This is a genomic window from Dellaglioa sp. CoH-56-MRSF-12 (genome assembly GCF_056782075.1).
In genome coordinates this window covers 1-247 of sequence record NZ_JBXAYD010000150.1, presented here as the reverse complement: position 1 = coordinate 247, position 247 = coordinate 1, and the positions used below count along the sequence as shown (strand labels likewise).

Sequence of the window (247 nt, the reverse complement as noted above, 5' to 3'; positions counted from 1 at the left end):
CCCTCGCTGTCTTCGATGAACGCCATCCACTCGTCGTTGCCGGCCGGGCCGATCGTGTCGTCGGGGTGGGTGAAGATCACGTGCGGCTCGGTGACCACTCGCACCCCGTCGCCGCGCAGCCGCTCGATCGTCTCGGCCACATCGTCCACCTGGATGTAGACCAGCGAAGACGGGGCGGACTTGTCCAGCAGGAGGCGGCCGATCCCGATGTTGAAGAACAGCAGGCCCGGTGGGTCGAAGCGGGCGG

At 67.6% G+C, this 247-nt stretch carries 1 protein-coding gene; it reads right to left on the bottom strand.

What is annotated here, in order from left to right:
- Positions 1–247: VOC family protein (locus AC1RPY_RS08115; RefSeq protein ID WP_481763173.1), on the bottom strand; the 247-nt coding region annotated here is incomplete at both ends.